Below are 14,951 nucleotides of genomic sequence, written 5' to 3' on the forward strand. Positions count from 1 at the left end.
AAGCCAACATGCCGATGTACGAGCATGTGTTTCTGGCGCGCCAGGACCTGTCCCAGGCCCAGGTGGACGCGCTGGCCCAGACCGCAACCGAGATTGTCGAACAGAACGAAGGCAAGGTCACCAAGACCGAGACCTGGGGTCTGCGCAACCTCGCCTACAAGATCCAGAAGAACCGCAAGGCGCACTTCGTTCTGCTGAACATCGAAGCCCCCGCCGGTGTCGTCGCCGAGCTGGAGCGTCAGACTTCGATCAACGAAGACATCATCCGTTACCTGACCGTGCGCGTCGACGAGCTGGAAAGCGGCCCGTCGGTGATGATGCGCAAGCAGGACCGCGAACGGCGTCCGCGCCGCGACCGCGAAGCCTGAGACAGAAAGGGATAACGACACATGGCACGCCCATTTTTCCGCCGCCGCAAGTCCTGCCCGTTCTCGGGCAAGAACGCTCCCGCCATCGATTACAAGGATGTGCGCCTGCTTCAGGGCTTCATGTCCGAACGTGGCAAGATCGTCCCCAGCCGCATCACCGCGGTTTCCGGCAAGAAGCAGCGCGAGCTGTCCAAGGCCATCAAGCGCGCTCGCCATATCGGCCTGCTGCCGTACATCGTGAAGTAAGGAGCAAGGGACATGCAGATCATTTTGCTCGAACGGATCGAGAAGCTGGGTTCGATCGGTGACGTCGTCACCGTCAAGGACGGCTATGCCCGCAACTTCCTGTTGCCCAACAAGAAGGCGCTCCGCGCCAATGAAGCCAACCGCAAGGTGTTCGAAGCCAATCGCGAGCGCATCGAGGCCGAAAACCTTGCCAAGCGCGACGAAGCGGCCAAGCGCGCCGAGTCGGTCGACGGCATGCAGGTCGTCCTGATCCGCGCCTCGTCGAACAGCGGCCAGCTCTATGGTTCGGTGTCGGTCCGCGACATCGCCGACGCGCTCAACGCCGATGGTGCCAATGTCACCAAGGCGTTGATCATCCTGGAGCGCCCGATCAAGACGCTGGGCGTGTTCCCGGTCAAGATCGCGCTGCACCCCGAAGTGTCGGTCAGCGTTACCGTCAACGTCGCGCGCAGCGACGACGAAGCCGAGCTGCAGAAGGCCGGTGTCGACGTGATGGCGCAGATGTTCGAGGAAGACCAGGCGCCCGCCGGCTTTGTCGAGAAGTTCGACCCCAATGCCGAACCGGGCACCATCCCGGTTGACGAGCCCGAAGAAGGCGAAGGCGAAGACGCCGCCGCCTGATCGGACGATCACGTTAAACAAAAAAGGTCGGGTTCCAGCAATGGAGCCTGGCCTTTTTGTGTAATGGGCACTGCCCATCCGAACTCTCCCCCCTTTCAAGGGAGGGGAACGCGTGCAAAGCCATCCGCAGCTATACGCCTCACTGCGCTGGCGGGCTCACCACTTCCTGGTTGAAGCGCTGCGCCAGCACCACGAAATTGGTCACCTCGCGGCGCAGCGTGCCGCGCTTCACGCCGAAATCGCTGATCAGATAGCGCGCGACAAAGGGTTCGCCGGCCACCGACACGCCTGCCTTGCTGAACTCGTACAGCCGGTTGAAATCCCCCGCCGCCTGCGCGAGGTTCTGCGGGTTGCGCTCCGCTGGCTTGGGCCAGAAGGCGAGCATGTACAGCCCCTGGCACTGGTCGGGCTGATTGGGCGGGCACGCGGTGAAGAACATGTTGACGCGCAGCTGGCCGAAGCTCGCCTCGACGAACGGACGTCCCTCGGGCGTCTTGCGATCGGCGATCGCCACCGCATTGCCGAACGGCGCCAGGATTTCGCGAACGGTGGTCGGGGTGAACGCATTCACCTCCACGCGGTCATCGGCATTGCCCTGCGCCTGCTGCGCTGCTGCGGGCTCCATCGACGTGCCGGCGAGCGCCAGCACCAGCGCCAGCGCCACAGCCATGCCTGCGCGAGTTCCCCTGCCCGTTGTTGTCATTGTGTCACTCCTCCCGCTCGATCGGACCCGCCAGCATCATAAGCGGTGTGCGCCAGCGCTTGCAACCGCCTGAAATTCCGTCATCGACCCGTCATCACCGCGCCACGACAACGGTAATGACAGTGCCATCCGGAGTCGTTAAGAGCTTAACATGAGCACTATCGATACGATCATCACCCAGCTTGCCGACCATTACGAACGGTCGGTCCACTCTCTCCAGACCGCGATCCGCGCCTTTGTCGAGCATGGCACGCCGCCCGATCCGGCGCTGCGCGCGAGCGGCGCGTTCAGCTATCCCTGCCTTCGCATCGAATATGGGGGCAACGAGCGCGGCACCGCGCCCGGGCTGTCCTTCGGCCGCCTCAACGCGCAGGGGATGTACACCACCACGGTCACCCGCCCGCGCATGTTCGCCGATTATCTGACCGAGCAGCTGACGCTGCTGCGCGACAATTACGATGTCGTGATGTCGGTAGGGCCGAGCGAGCAGGAAATTCCCTTTCCGTACGTGCTCGACGGCATCTCGGGCCCCGAGCTCGGCGGCATTACCCCGCTCGAGCTGGCGCGCTATTTCCCGACCACCGAGCTCGCCGATATCGGCGACGAGATCGCCGATGGCTTCCTGTCCTTCGGCTACGGGTCGGAACGTCCGCTCTCGCTGTTCGACGGCCTGCGCACCGATTTCTCGCTGGCGCGCCTCAGGCACTATACCGGCACTCCGCCCGAGCATGTCCAGCGCTTCATCCTGTTCACCAACTATCACCGCTATGTCGATGAGTTCGTGGGCTGGGCGTGCAGCCAGATCGGCAAGGGCCATTATACCGCGCTGTCGGGTGCGGGCGGACTGTACACCGATCAGCCCGGCGCGGACCCCAGCCAGCTGGTTGCCGACAGCGCCTGGCGCCGCCACCAGATGCCTGCCTATCACCTGATCGCGCCCGATTTCGGGGGCATCACGCTGGTCAATATCGGCGTCGGCCCGTCGAACGCGAAGACGATCACCGATCACCTCGCGGTGCTGCGGCCCGAGGTGTGGCTGATGATCGGCCATTGCGGCGGCCTTCGCCCGACCCAGCGGATCGGCGACTATGTGCTCGCGCACGCCTATCTGCGCGACGACCATATCATGGACGAGGTGCTGCCGCCCGAAATCCCGATCCCGCCGATCGCCGAGATCCAGCAGGCGCTCGCCGGGGCGGCCGAGGAAATCTCCGGCACCAGCGGCGCGGACCTCAAGCGGCGGATGCGCACCGGCACCGTGGTCACCACCGACGATCGCAACTGGGAGCTGCGCTATTCGACCAGTGCGCTGCGTTTCTCGCAGTCGCGCGCGGTGGCGATCGACATGGAAAGCGCGACGATCGCCGCGCAGGGCTATCGCTTCCGCGTGCCCTATGGGACGTTGCTGTGCGTGTCGGACAAGCCGCTGCATGGCGAGCTCAAGCTGCCCGGCCAGGCGAATCGCTTCTACGAGGAAGCCATCGCCGCGCACATGCAGATCGGCATCCGCACCTGCGAGATGCTGCGCGGGGAGAGCAATTCGCTCCACAGCCGCAAGCTGCGCGCCTTCAACGAGCCGCCGTTCCGCTGAGAAGCGATCGCTGGCAAACAGCATCCTGCAAAAGGGCCATGACGGGCGGGTAGGCCTAAGGCATTGTGGCCCTTGAATTTTCCAACAAGCCGTTACCGTTACATCTGCATATATTTGCAGGTATGTATTGACCTAGTTTAGCGGATCGCCATAATCCGGGGCATGCCGCACCGTGTCCCTGTCGCCCGCGAATTGGCCGAGGTCTTCAAGCTCATCGCGCATCCCGACCGGATTCGCCTGATCGAGGAGCTTCGCACCGGCGAGTGCGACGTCACCACGCTGGCGGAAAAGCTGAACCTGCCGCCGACCCGGCTTTCGCAGCATCTCAGCCTGCTGCGCACCGCGCGCATGGTCGAGGAACGCCGCAACGGGCGTCAGCATCTCTATCGCCTGGCCCAGCCGCAGATTGCCGGCTGGATCACCGACGGGCTCGCCTTTGTCGAAGCCCGTGCCCCTGCGGCCTTGGCCGGAGATTTGCGCGAGGTGCGTGAACTCTGGTCGTGATCAACCAACCCCTTGAGCCTCAATAAGGAGCATCCCCATGCCTCATTTCGCCGCCGGCGTTGTCCGCTTCCAGACCGAAGTCTTTCCCGAGAAGCAGGAGCTGTTCGAGAGCCTCGCCAAGGGCCAGTCGCCCGAAGCCCTGTTCATCACCTGCTCGGATTCGCGCATCGAAACCGCGATGATCACGCAGACCGATCCGGGTGAGCTGTTCATCTGCCGCAATGCGGGCAATATCGTCCCGCCGCACACCAACCATACCGGCGGCATGACCGCGTCGATCGAGTTCGCCGTCGCGGCGCTCAAGGTCCCGCATATCGTCATCTGCGGCCATACCGAATGCGGCGCGATGAAGGGCGCGATGAACCCCGAAGGGCTCGACAGCCTTCCGCATGTCCGCGAATGGCTGGGCTATTCGCGCGCGGCGGTCGAGGTGGTGAAGCATCTCGGCGGCACTCTCGATGACGCCGCCAAGATGAAGATGCTGCTCGAACAGAATGTCATCCTGCAGCTCAACCATCTCAAGACGCACCCGTCGGTCGCGGCGCGTCTCGCGGCGGGCGACCTGCAGCTGCACGGCTGGGTCTATGACATCGCCACCGGCGACGTCACCGCCTATGACGAAGCCACCGGCAAGTTCACCCCGGTGCACGAACATTATGCCAGCGAAATGGCGGCCCTGGCGCTCGAAAAGCATCAGTGCGCCGCCTGATCGGTACCCTGCAACGCCTCATTGAAGGATCCTGATCATGACTGCAGCTACCGCCCAGATGGGCGAAATCGAGACGATGAAGCGAAGCTGGCCGCAAGACCTGCTCGCTTCGGTCGTCGTGTTTCTGGTGGCGCTTCCGCTCTGCCTTGGCGTCGCCATCGCATCCGGAGCGCCGCCTGCGCTCGGTCTGATCACCGGCATTATCGGCGGCCTGGTCGTCGGCACGCTCGCGGGTTCGCCGCTGCAGGTCAGCGGCCCCGCCGCGGGTCTGGCGGTGCTGTGCTACCAGCTGGTCGACGAACATGGCCTGATCATGATGGGCGTGGTCGGCCTGATCGCCGGCGCGCTCCAGCTGATCGCGGGCATCGCCCGGCTCGGCCAGTGGTTCCGCGCGATTTCGCCCTCGGTCATCCACGGCATGCTCGCCGGCATCGGCGTGCTGATTCTCGGCTCGCAATTCCATGTGATGATCGATGACAGCCCGCGCGGCAGCGGCATCGAGAACCTTCTGTCGATCCCAGAGGCGATCTACAAGGCGATCTTTCCGATGGCGATGGACAGCCATCACCTCGCGGCGATCACCGGCGTGGCGACCATCGCGGCGATCCTGATCTGGAACCAGTTCAAGCCCAAGCAGCTTTCCATGGTGCCCGCCCCGCTGATCGCGGTCATCGTCGGAACGATCGTCGCTGCCACCGCTGGGTTCGACATCAAGCGCGTGACCGTTCCCGACAACATCGTCGCCTCGCTCAACATTCCCACCATGGAAGCGCTGCAGCGCGGCCTGACCATGGAAATCCTGCTGCTCGGCGTGGTCTTCGCCTTTGTCGCCAGCGCCGAAACGCTGCTGTGCGCCACCGCCGTCGACCAGATGCACACCGGCCCGCGCACCAAGTACGACAAGGAACTGCGCGCGCAGGGCATCGGCAACATGCTGTGCGGTGCGGTCGGGGCGCTGCCGATGACGGGCGTGATCGTGCGCTCCTCGGCCAATGTCCAGGCAGGCGCCAAGTCGCGGCTGTCGGCGATCATGCACGGTGCGTGGATCCTCGCCACCGTGGTTGCGCTGCCCTGGCTGCTCGCGCTGATCCCCACCGCCGCGCTCGCCGCGATCCTGGTCTATACCGGCTACAAGCTGGTCAACATCGCGCAGATCAAGAAGATCGCGTCGTACGGCCGCGTCGAACTGGCGATCTACTTCGCCACCCTGGGCGGCATCGTGGTGTTCGACCTGCTCACCGGCGTGATCATCGGCTTCGTGCTGGCGACCGCCAAGGTGGTCTATACCTTCACGCATGTCCGGGTCGATCTGGAGGATGACGAGATGGCGGCGCGCACCGACGTGTTCCTGCACGGATCGGCCACCTTCTTCTCGATCCCGCGGCTCGCCAGCGTGCTGGAAACGGTGAAGCCCGGTCGCGAGGTGCATGTCCATGTCGAGCATCTCGACCATATCGACCATGCCTGTCTCGACATGCTGGGCGCATGGGAGAAGCAGCACAAGGCCACCGGAGGCAGCATGGTGATGGAGTGGCAGGATTTGCACGACCGCTATGCATCCCCCTATCAGAAGATGCAGGACGCATCAGACGAGCGGGGAGACGGGCCAAAAAAAGCCAGGCCGGTGCTTGAGCCGGCGGCCTGATCCCGGGCCTGATCACAGCAAGAACGGCGCAAGCGGCCACCGGAGCAATCCGGTGGCCGTTTGCCTTTGCAGCCATCGAAAGAAATCGCTGTCGGGCCGGATCCGGAGGGAACAATCTGGCAGGAACGGCGTAATCAAAGCGGTGCAGGGGACCCAATTACCTGATTGTACAAGGAGATCACCATGAGTGATGCCATCAAGACCGCCGCCGAGCGGATCAAGACCGACGCTTTGAACCTGGCCGAGCGCGCACGCAGCGAAGCCGCCAGCGCCTTTGCATCGGTCAACGAAAACCGCGACGAACTGCGTGCCAAGGCGACCGAAACCGCGCGTCTGGCCGGAGAAGTGATCGCGGAAAACGCCCGCATCGCTTCCGATCTCGCCAAGCGCAACGCCTCGGCGGCTGCCGCGATCATCACCGACAATGCCAAGTCGCTGACCACCGAAATGGGTCCGTTGCGCGACAAGGCCGAGGAACTGGCCCAGGATGCCAGCGAGCGGCTGTCGGTCGTGGCGCGCGAACTGTCGCAAAAGGTCAGCGAAAACAGCCGTTATGCGGCACAGCAGGCCCGTGCGCATCCCGCACTCACTTTGGGCCTGGCGGCCGGCGGCATCGCGCTGATTGCCGCCGCCATCGCGCTGTCGCGTCGTGGCAACAGGGCCGCTGCGGGTCCAGTGGATGAAAATAGCGATTATGTCGATCAGAACGTCGTCCCCTCGACCACCGGTGCTGCCGGTGCTCCCTACAACGTTCACTGATTGACGCCGGGTCAGGCGCAGCGCGCGATTCCCTCACGCGCGGTGCCTCGGGGCCTGTTTTCCAGATAGAGGCGCCCCCCGCTTCAGGAAGACAGGCCCCAAATCTTACACTCCATGCAGTACCAAGGGCAAGCGGAGCGGCTTTTCAGCCGCGCTGCTTGCCCTTGTTCTGTGATGCTCGGGCGAGCAGACGCGCGGTCCAGAGACCGCGCAGCCTGCCCTTGCCCGTGATGATGGTTCAGCGGCGGGTGGCCGCGCTCACCAGCCGCACTGCTTGCCCTTGTTCTGTTCCTTGAGCCAGGTCTGCAGCGGCGCGAAATACTCGACCAGCGCGGTGCCATCCATCTCGCGCGAACCGGTGAACGCTTCGAGCGCATCGGGCCAGGGCTTGGACGCCCCCATCTCGAGCATCGCGTTCAGCCGGTTGCCGACCTCCTTGTTGCCGTAGAAGCTGCAGCGGTGCAGCGGGCCCTTCCAGCCGGCGATGTCGCACGCCGCCTTGTAGAACTGGAACTGCAGGATGCGCGCGAGGAAGTAGCGGGTATAGGGCGTGTTCCCGGGGATGTGGTATTTCGCGCCGGGGTCGAAGGCATTGGCCGGACGGTCGGCGGGCGGCACGATGCCCTGATATTGCAGGCGTAGCGCCGTCCAGGCGTCGTTGTAACCGGCGGGCTTGATGCTGCCGTCGAACACGCCCCAGCGCCAGCGATCGACCAGCAGACCGAACGGCAGGAAGGCCAGCTTGTCCATTCCCTGGCGCAGCAGCAGCCCCAGATCCTTGTCCGCGCCCGGCACCTTGGCCTTGTCGAGCAGACCGATCTCGACGAGGTAATCGGGCGTGATCGACAGCGCGATCATGTCGCCGATCGCCTCGTGAAAGCCATCGTTGGCACCGTCGAGGTGCAGGGGATCCTGCTTGTTATAGGCGCGCTGGTAATAATTGTGACCCAGCTCGTGATGGATCGTGGTGAAGTCATCGGCATTCACCTTGATGCACATCTTGATGCGGATATCGTCCTTGTTGTCGATATCCCAGGCGGATGCGTGGCACACCACCTCGCGGTCCTGCGGCTTGACGAACTGCGAACGCTGCCAGAAGGTCTCGGGCAGCGGCGCAAAGCCCAGCGACGAGAAGAACGCCTCGCCGCCCTTCACCATCTTGAGCGGATCGTACGCCTTGGCCTCGAGCAACTGGGTCACGTCATAGCCGATATCGCCCGCGCCCGCCGGGGCGACGATGTCATAGATATTGCCCCATTCCTGCGCCCACATGTTGCCGAGCAGGTCGGCGCGGATCGGGCCGGTCTCGGGCTGCACCGCATCGCCATATTTCTCGTTGAGCTTGGTGCGCGTGTAGCAGTGCAGGTCGTCATAGAGCGGCTTGACCTGCTGCCACAGCTTTTCGGTCAGCGCGGCGAACTCGTCGGCGCTCATGTCATACTGGCCGCGCCACATGGCGCCGACATTCTTGAAGCCCAGCTCGCGCGCGCCCTGGTTGGCAATATCGACCATGCGCGCATAATCGTCCTTCATCGGCGCACCGACATTGTCGTGCCAGCTCACCCACATTTCCTTGAGCTTCGCCGGGTCGCGCACCTCGCCCATCGCCGCCTCGATGTCCGATCCGTTGACCGGCTTACCATCGAGCGTGCCCTTGCCCTTGCCGTAGATCGACTGCAGCTCGGTCGCGATGGTGTTGAGCTCGGCTGCGGCACCCTCGGTGGTCGGCGCAGGCAGCACGATGCCGCCGCGCAGCTTGTCGAGCTTGCGCCGGGTCTCTTCGCTCAGGCCCGGAACGTCCTTGTACTTCGCGGCTTCGAGCGCGAAGCGCACCTGCATCTCGGTGCCCTTGGCCCCGACCTCGGCGGCGAGCGCGTTGGTATCGTCGGTCAGATAGGTCGAGTTGATCCAGAACACCCGGCCCGCCGAGACCGAATATTCATAGCCCTCCTTCTCGGCCGCCGCGACAAAGGCCTCGGCATCGGCAGCGGTCGCTCTGGCAGCAGAGGTCTGCGGAGCGGCCTCTTCGGCCAGGGCAGCGGTGGGGACGGCCAGCGCAAAGGCCAGCGCGGCAAGCGACGTGCGAAGGATCATGTTGGAGCACCCTGAATATCGGTTTATGCCCAGCAGGATTGGGCCTGCCACCGGGTCAGGTCAAGCGCATTCAACGCCTTACCACAGCACGCCCTTCACCTCGGCGAGTGGCTCTGGCGCTGGATCGCCCAGCGCCTGGAGCAGGTCGATCTCGATCGTGCGACACATCGCGCTCAAGGGCACATCGTGCACGCTGTTGGCGAACGGATCGACCAGATCCTCGCCGATCTGCAGGATCGCCAGGAACATCAGGCCCGCCATGGTCGATCCGACCGGCGTTGCGATGCCCAGCGTCTCGACCAGCCCGATGGGTAGCAGGATGCAGAAGATCCGCGTGAACAATGCGGGGAAGAAGCGGTACTGCATCGGCAGCGGCGTGTTCTTGATCCGCTCCATGCCGCCCTGCGCGTTAGAGATATCGACCAGCACCGCCTCGATCTGCGCCTGCTGGATGGTATCGATCTGGCCGGTGCGCTGGGCATGGGCGACCAGCTGGCCGGTTCCGTCATGGATCGCATTGGGCACGTTGCGCCGCTGCTTGACCAGATGGACCTCTTCGTCGGACAGCAGCCGCTCAAGGTCCGGACAGTCGTTCTGCCGCCGCAGCGCGGCGCGCAGCGCGTGGACAAAGGCGATCTGGCGGATGACGATGTCGCGCCGGATGCCGCGTGCGGCGGGGTTGTCGTCATCGATGAACGCCAGCGCCGCGCGCGCGAGGCTGCGCGAGGCGTTGATCATCTGCCCCCACAGCACCCGCCCTTCCCACCAGCGGGCATAGGCGGCGTTATCCCGGAACCCCAGGAACAGCGCCAGCGCCGAACCGAAGATGGTCAGCGGCAGGCCCGGCGCCTTGAACGGCAGGAAGAAGTAGACGACCGTGACCACCACGTCCCAGACGAACAGGATGCTGAGCGGCTTCCAGACCTCCTGAAGGATGCGCGTGGCGCTGGGCGTCGAGGGTATGATCATGCGGTCGCCGTTCGAATTCTGGAGGATCGATCGGCAGCACTACCGCTGAGACTAACATTTGTTGCATCGACCCCGCACCCGCGGTCCCGCGGATCAAGTGGCGAGAAACGCGACGATCTCTTCGGCCAGCGCAGGCTCGAGCACGCTCGACATGTGGGTGCCCTTGATCTCGCGATAGGTCGCATGCCTGAGCTGGCGCGCGAGCTCGGGTGCCGAACCATTGTCCTGGTCGTCCGCCCCGCAGACCACCAGCACCGGCACGTCGCGCGCGACCAGTGCATCGGTATCGACATTGCCGAAGCTGTCGAGCAGCAGCCGCGCCGCCACCGGATCAATGCCCTGCGTCTTCATGAACGCGACCGCCAGGAAATGCGGGTCGCCGCGCTTCACCTCGTCGCGCCGGTCGATCGCGGTGACGAAGAAATCGCGCCGCCGCGCCCAGCCGGTCAGCCCTTCCCAGCCCATGCCCGCCAGGACCGCCTTGCGCGGTGTCACTCCGCTCGCCAGCAGCTTGGCCGAGGTCCGCGCGCCGAGCGAGAAGCCGCCCAGGTCGAAATCGTCGAGGCCGAGCGTGTCGATCAGCGACAACGCATCATCGACCAGCACGTCATGCGGATAGGCCACCGGATCATGCGGGGCCGCGCTTTGCCCATGCGCACGCAGATCGGGCATGATCACGCGATAGCCCCCCGCCGCGATTCTCGCGGCATGGCCGAACTTGATCCAGTTGGTCTCCGCGCTCGAAAACAGCCCGTGCAGCAGCAGCAGCGGCCGCCCCTCCCCCGTCTCGTGCACGGCCAATTCGGTGCCGTCGAAGGAGCGGATACGGGTGGTGGTGATGCTGGTGGCGGTGGCGGTCATTCCCGCTCTTTAAGGCCTGCCTGCTCCATGCGCCAGATGGCAAGATCGATCCGGTCCTGGCCGAAAAAGGGTTCGCCCTGGAAGACCAGTGTCGGAACGCCCCAGTGCCCGGCCATTTCGAGCGCTTCCTGGTTGGCGGCGAGTTCAGCGTCGAGCGCTTCGGCGTCGGAGGCGGCGATGGCGTCGAGTTCAGCGAGGTCGAGCCCGGCGCGCTCTGCGGCGTGCTTGAGATGATCGCCCTCGTGCCAGTTCGCGGTGCCGCCCCAGATCAGCTGCGACACCTCGTCGCAAAAGGCGAGGCTCTTGCCCTTGCGCGCGGCGGCCTGCCCCATGCGGGTGATGCGGTAGATATAGGGCTGGTCTTCCGCAATCGTCCGCGTCGCCATGTCCTGCACGATAGGATCGGGATTGGGCGGGAAGAAGGCGATGCCCAGATATTGCGACAGCCGGAACACGTCGGTCAGCGTGTAGCGCAGCCAGCCGGGATGATTGCGCTCGAAGAATGTCGGCTCGCGCACCGCCAGCGGATAGACCGGGCGCAGGTGGAGCTGGAGGTCGTATTGCGCTTCCATCGCGCGATAGCGGCGCATCGCGAGATAGCTGTACGGCGAGCGGAACGACCAGAAGATGTCGGCTTGCAGTGTCATGTCACACAGACTGCCAAAAGATTGCGTTTTACGCAAACGGAATTGTGATTACTGCACTTCCATATAATGTCATATGCTATTATATCGCATGCCATGACAGACTCGGTTGGCTTTCTCCTCAACGACACCGCGCGGCTCTACCGCCGGACGCTCGATGGAATGTTGCGTGATCTTGGCATGACCAGCCTGCAATGGCGGACGGTAGCGCGGCTGAAGCGCGAACCCGGCATGCGCCAGAGCGAGCTCGCCGATCTGCTCGAGGTTGAACCGATCACGCTGTCGCGCATGATCGACCGGCTCGCCGATAGCGGCATGGTGTGCCGTAAGCCCGATCCCAATGACCGGCGCGCCTGGAACCTGTATCTCACCGACAAGACCGACGGGTTGATCCGCCAGCTCGAAATCGAAGCCCGGCGGGTCGAAGAACATGCCTTTTCTGGCCTGAGCGAGGACGAGCGGCAGGTGCTCGCCGGGCTGGTCGAGCGCGTCCGCGCCACTCTCTCGCGCAAGGAGGCCGTCGATGCTTGACCGCGACGAACGCATATCGGTGAGCGAGGACGCGGCGGAGGTCGATCCGCCCCAGGGCGCGCCGTCCTCGGCGCCAGCGCCGCAAGCGGCGTCGGAAAAGGCGCCGCGCAAGTGGCTGGGACGGGTGGTGATGGTCTCGGTCCCGCTCGCGCTGGCGGTGGCGGGCGGCTATTACTGGTTCTCGGGCGGGCGCTATGTCTCGACCGACAATGCCTATGTCCAGCAGGACAAGGTCGCGGTGACCTCCGAGGTCGGCGGGCCGATCATCGACGTGCGCGTGCGCGAGAATATGGCGGTGAAGGCGGGCGACGTGCTGTTCCGCATCGATCCCCAGCCCTATGAGCTCGCGGTGCGCCAGGCCGATGCCGATATCGCCGGGGCCGAAGTCTCGGTCGCGACGCTCGCCAGCGAGGCGCGCTCGACCGGTGTCGGCATCGCCGCCGCGCAGGATGCGATCGACTATGCCAGGATCGATCTGGAGCGGCAGCAGGCGCTGATGGCGCGCGGCTTCACCACCAAGGCCCGGCTCGACGAGGCCGAACGCCGCGTGCAGATGGCGCGCGAGCAATTGCGGGCTGCGCAGGCCGATGCCGCCGATGCCCGCGCGAAACTCGCCACTGGCAGCGCGGTCCCCGGCGTCAATCCCGCGATCGCGCAGGCGCGCGTGCGCCGCGAAACAGCCGCGCTCAACCTCGCGCGAACCGTGGTCCGCGCGCCGGTCAGCGGCCGCGTGGTCCAGGCCGATCGGCTGCAGAAGGGCCAGGCGATGGTCGTCGGCCTGCCCGCGCTGACCTTGGTGGTCGACGATCGCAGCTGGATCGAGGCCAATTTCAAGGAAACCGATCTCGATCACATGCGGGTCGGCCAGCCTGCCGAGGTGAAGCTCGACGCCTATCCCGATCTCAAGCTCACTGGCAAAGTCGAGAGTATCGGCGCGGGCACCGGCGCGGAATTTTCTGTGCTGCCCGCGCAGAATGCGACCGGGAACTGGGTCAAGGTGACGCAGCGCGTGCCCGTGCGCATCCGGCTCGACAAGCCCGCCGACCGCCGGCTGATCGCGGGGCTCTCTGCCGAGGTCACGATCGACACCGGCGAGCGCAAGTAACCGGCCATGGCGAGCCGCGCCGCCCCTGCCCCTGTCCGCCATCCTGCGCCGCCGTCGATCGCCGCGGGCGATGTCGCCATGCTGCCGGTCAGGCACCACGGCCTACTGACGCTGGCGGTGATGATGGCGTCGATCATGCAGATCCTTGACACCACCATCGCCAATGTCGCGCTGCCGCACATGGAATCGAGCCTGGGCGCGACGTCCGAAACGGTGACCTGGGCACTGACCAGCTATCTCGTCGCCTCGGCCATCGCCATCCCGATCACCGGCTGGCTGGCCGAACGCATCGGGTCGCGCAACCTGTTCATCTGGGCGGTGATCGCCTTCACCCTGTCCTCGCTGCTCTGCGGGGCGGCGACGGGCCTGGGCGAGATGGTGATGTTCCGCGCCTTTCAGGGGATCAGTGCCGCGTTCATCGGTCCGCTGTCGCAGACGGTGCTGATGGACATCAACGCACCCAGCCGCCAGGCCAAAGCGATGGCGCTGTGGGGCATGGGCATCATGGTCGGACCGATCATGGGGCCGGTGATCGGCGGCTGGCTGACCGAGAATTACAACTGGCGCTGGGTGTTCCTGATCAACGTGCCGCTGGGCATCATCACGGTCATCCTGATGCTGTGGCTGCTGCCCAGCCGCCCTAAGACCGACCGGCGCTTCGACCTGTTCGGCTTTTCGATGCTGGCGCTGGGCCTGGCGAGCCTGCAGGTGATGCTCGACCGCGGGACCCAACTCGACTGGCTGGACAGCACCGAAATCCTGGTCGAAGGCGCGATCGCGCTCGCATGCCTGTGGATGTTCGCCGTCCATATGGTCTGGGGCAAGCAGCCGCTGTTCGATCGCTCGCTGCTGGGCAATCCCAACATGTCCGCCGCCCTGCTGTTCATGCTGGTGGTCGGCATGGTGATGTTCGCAAGCATGGCGCTGCTGCCGCCGATGATGCAGCAGCTGTTCGGCTATACCGTGCTCGACACCGGCCTGCTGCTCGCCCCGCGCGGTTTCGGGATTCTCGTATCGATGGCGATTGCGGGCCGGCTGGTGACGAAGATCGATCCGCGCTATCTGATGGTCACCGGTGCCTCGATCTCCAGCTATTCGCTGTACATGATGACCGGCTGGTCGCTCGAGATGAGCTGGCAGCCGATGGTGGTCGCCGGGCTGGTCCAGGGGCTGGGCATGGGGCTGGTGTTCATCCCGCTCAACATGACCGCGTTCGCCACCCTGCAGCCGCGCCATCGCACCGATGGGGCCAGCCTGCTCAACCTGTCGCGCAGCATCGGCGCCTCGGTCGGCATCTCGGCGATGACCGCCTTGCTCGGCCGCAACATCCAGATCAGCCATGGCGACCTCGCCGCGCACATCACCGATAGTTCGCTGTCGGCCATCGATTCGAGCGTCGCCGGTCGGCTGGGCTCGGTCGGCGATGCGGCGATGGTCGCGATCAACGGCGAGGTCAATCGCCAGGCCGCGATGGTCGCTTATATCGACGATTTCCACGCGATGATGCTGATCAACCTGTGCGCCATCCCGCTATTGCTCCTGCTGCGCCGCCCCGCAAACATGGGCGGCGCGCCGATGCATATCGGGGAATGAGGCTGCGG

The 14,951-nt window shown here is 64.8% G+C and carries 16 protein-coding genes; 11 read left to right on the top strand and 5 right to left on the bottom strand.

Annotated features, from left to right (window positions below; all coding sequences use genetic code 11):
• Positions 1–8 precede the first annotated feature (8 nt).
• Genes rpsF through rplI form a run of 3 tightly spaced genes read left to right on the top strand, consistent with a single transcriptional unit; the run spans position 9 to position 1,235 of the window.
• Complete coding sequence (gene rpsF / locus DM995_RS07455; protein WP_023836483.1) at positions 9–368, top strand: 30S ribosomal protein S6; 360 nt, start codon at positions 9–11, stop codon at positions 366–368.
• 21 nt (positions 369–389) lie between these two features.
• Positions 390–614, top strand: coding sequence for a 30S ribosomal protein S18 (gene rpsR, locus DM995_RS07460; RefSeq protein ID WP_023836482.1), 225 nt, complete (start codon positions 390–392; stop codon positions 612–614).
• A gap of 12 nt (positions 615–626) precedes the next feature.
• A complete protein-coding gene (rplI, locus tag DM995_RS07465; RefSeq protein WP_116969016.1) occupies positions 627–1,235 on the top strand; it encodes a 50S ribosomal protein L9 in 609 nt (202 codons plus the stop codon).
• Between the two features lie 139 nt (positions 1,236–1,374).
• Here the strand turns inward: rplI and DM995_RS07470 are convergent, their stop codons facing one another.
• Positions 1,375–1,905: a YbjN domain-containing protein gene (locus DM995_RS07470; RefSeq protein WP_157973121.1), complete on the bottom strand. Its 531-nt coding sequence runs from the start codon at positions 1,903–1,905 to the stop codon at positions 1,375–1,377.
• A gap of 184 nt (positions 1,906–2,089) precedes the next feature.
• On the opposite strand from DM995_RS07470, the gene DM995_RS07475 reads away from it, so the two are divergent.
• The 5 genes from DM995_RS07475 to DM995_RS07495 all read left to right on the top strand — a co-directional run bounded on the left by DM995_RS07475 (position 2,090) and on the right by DM995_RS07495 (position 7,146).
• A complete protein-coding gene (locus DM995_RS07475) occupies positions 2,090–3,529 on the top strand; it encodes an AMP nucleosidase (RefSeq protein WP_023836479.1) in 1,440 nt (479 codons plus the stop codon).
• 162 nt (positions 3,530–3,691) lie between these two features.
• The gene (locus DM995_RS07480) at positions 3,692–4,033 is read left to right on the top strand and encodes an ArsR/SmtB family transcription factor (RefSeq protein WP_023836478.1); all 342 of its coding nucleotides are present in this window, start codon (positions 3,692–3,694) and stop codon (positions 4,031–4,033) included.
• A gap of 37 nt (positions 4,034–4,070) precedes the next feature.
• The gene (locus tag DM995_RS07485) at positions 4,071–4,742 is read left to right on the top strand and encodes a carbonic anhydrase (RefSeq protein ID WP_116969018.1); all 672 of its coding nucleotides are present in this window, start codon (positions 4,071–4,073) and stop codon (positions 4,740–4,742) included.
• Positions 4,743–4,779: 37 nt separating this feature from the next.
• Positions 4,780–6,387 carry a SulP family inorganic anion transporter gene (locus DM995_RS07490; RefSeq protein WP_232824164.1) on the top strand — a complete coding sequence of 536 codons (1,608 nt, stop codon included), beginning with the start codon at positions 4,780–4,782 and terminating at the stop codon, positions 6,385–6,387.
• Positions 6,388–6,570: 183 nt separating this feature from the next.
• Positions 6,571–7,146, top strand: a complete 576-nt coding sequence (locus DM995_RS07495) for a hypothetical protein (RefSeq protein ID WP_023836475.1) — start codon at positions 6,571–6,573, stop codon at positions 7,144–7,146.
• 258 nt (positions 7,147–7,404) lie between these two features.
• On the opposite strand, the gene DM995_RS07500 is transcribed toward DM995_RS07495, so the two are convergent.
• The 4 genes from DM995_RS07500 to DM995_RS07515 form a co-directional block, all read right to left on the bottom strand.
• On the bottom strand, positions 7,405–9,240 hold the full coding sequence (locus tag DM995_RS07500; RefSeq protein WP_116969020.1) for a M2 family metallopeptidase: 1,836 nt from the start codon (positions 9,238–9,240) through the stop codon (positions 7,405–7,407).
• A 78-nt stretch (positions 9,241–9,318) separates the two neighbouring features.
• Positions 9,319–10,209: a bestrophin family protein gene (locus DM995_RS07505; RefSeq protein ID WP_116969021.1), complete on the bottom strand. Its 891-nt coding sequence runs from the start codon at positions 10,207–10,209 to the stop codon at positions 9,319–9,321.
• Between the two features lie 93 nt (positions 10,210–10,302).
• A complete protein-coding gene (locus tag DM995_RS07510; protein WP_116969022.1) occupies positions 10,303–11,070 on the bottom strand; it encodes an alpha/beta fold hydrolase in 768 nt (255 codons plus the stop codon).
• Positions 11,067–11,717, bottom strand: coding sequence for a 2-hydroxychromene-2-carboxylate isomerase (locus DM995_RS07515; RefSeq protein WP_116969023.1), 651 nt, complete (start codon positions 11,715–11,717; stop codon positions 11,067–11,069). The genes DM995_RS07510 and DM995_RS07515 overlap by 4 nt, the downstream gene beginning before the upstream one ends.
• Positions 11,718–11,810: 93 nt before the next feature.
• On the opposite strand from DM995_RS07515, the gene DM995_RS07520 reads away from it, so the two are divergent.
• From DM995_RS07520 to DM995_RS07530, 3 genes are read left to right on the top strand one after another with little or no spacing between them, the layout of a single operon-like run.
• The gene (locus DM995_RS07520) at positions 11,811–12,245 is read left to right on the top strand and encodes a MarR family winged helix-turn-helix transcriptional regulator (RefSeq protein ID WP_116969024.1); all 435 of its coding nucleotides are present in this window, start codon (positions 11,811–11,813) and stop codon (positions 12,243–12,245) included.
• Positions 12,238–13,350 carry an HlyD family secretion protein gene (locus tag DM995_RS07525; protein WP_116969025.1) on the top strand — a complete coding sequence of 371 codons (1,113 nt, stop codon included), beginning with the start codon at positions 12,238–12,240 and terminating at the stop codon, positions 13,348–13,350. Before DM995_RS07520 ends, DM995_RS07525 begins: the two co-directional genes overlap by 8 nt.
• Positions 13,351–13,356: 6 nt before the next feature.
• The gene (locus DM995_RS07530; RefSeq protein WP_198669290.1) at positions 13,357–14,943 is read left to right on the top strand and encodes a DHA2 family efflux MFS transporter permease subunit; all 1,587 of its coding nucleotides are present in this window, start codon (positions 13,357–13,359) and stop codon (positions 14,941–14,943) included.
• The last annotated feature ends 8 nt before the right edge of the window (positions 14,944–14,951 follow it).

The organism is Blastomonas sp. UPD001 (assembly GCF_003426715.1).
In the GTDB taxonomy this organism is placed as follows: domain Bacteria; phylum Pseudomonadota; class Alphaproteobacteria; order Sphingomonadales; family Sphingomonadaceae; genus Blastomonas.